This window comes from Ruegeria sp. AH12 (genome assembly GCF_056541465.1).
The window spans coordinates 1-790 of sequence record NZ_JBQFYL010000132.1 but is presented as its reverse complement, the minus strand read 5'-3'; the positions used below and the strand labels follow the sequence as shown (position 1 = coordinate 790).

Annotated in this window: 1 protein-coding gene; it reads left to right on the top strand. The window is 58.7% G+C overall.

Annotated features, from left to right (window positions below):
• A partial coding sequence (locus tag ACR0EL_RS22135) for a DUF2125 domain-containing protein (protein ID WP_480502307.1) occupies nucleotides 1-790 on the top strand: 790 nt, incomplete at both ends.

The following is a 790-nucleotide window of genomic DNA, read 5'->3' as shown; positions in this document are numbered from 1 at the left end:
CGACGGCAGGATATCCATTTCAGCACATCACACGCCTGAATAATCCCGCTTTGGCCGGTCCGGTCAACGGAACGGCGTGGAGTGCGGACTGGGTCGAGTTCCAAAGCCCAGCAATCTGGCCCGGCCGCCAGATGCTGCGCTTTGCCAGTACGCCGCAGCGCCTTTCCTATTTCGACCAGACCACGACCGTTCAGGCCGAAGCGCTACAAGCCGAGTTGCAGCTCCAACCCGGTGTCGCGCTGGTGCTCGAGAAAATGGCGCTGACCTCAAAGCGCTGGCTGCTGACAACCGAAGGTGATCCGCAAGCCGGAGGCCAGTCGCTGAGCCTTGTGATGGAGCAATCTGGAGCGCCCGAAAGCTATGGGATTACCGCGAAGATCGACGGATTTACCCCCGGCGATGATCTGAGACGCCTGATGCGTTCAGCATCGACCCTGCCGCAATCGTTCGAAACGCTGGAAATGGATATGTTTGTCACTTTCGACAAACCCTGGGACCGCACCGCACTTGAGCAGCGTCGCCCCCAACCCGTTGCGATTGATCTGCGTTTGGCAGAAATGAAATGGGGTGAGCTGCGTCTGTTCGCCACCGGCGAACTGGAAGTTGACGAACAGGGCATTCCAACGGGTGAAATTGCGATGAAAGCCGAAAACTGGCGCGACATGATCGCGATGGCAAACGCCGCAGGTGCGCTGCCGGATCAGGCAGTCGATCCTGTGACCCGCGCATTGGGCTTCATGGCTGGACTGGGTGGCAACCCAAATGCGCTGGATTTACAGCTGAATTTCAG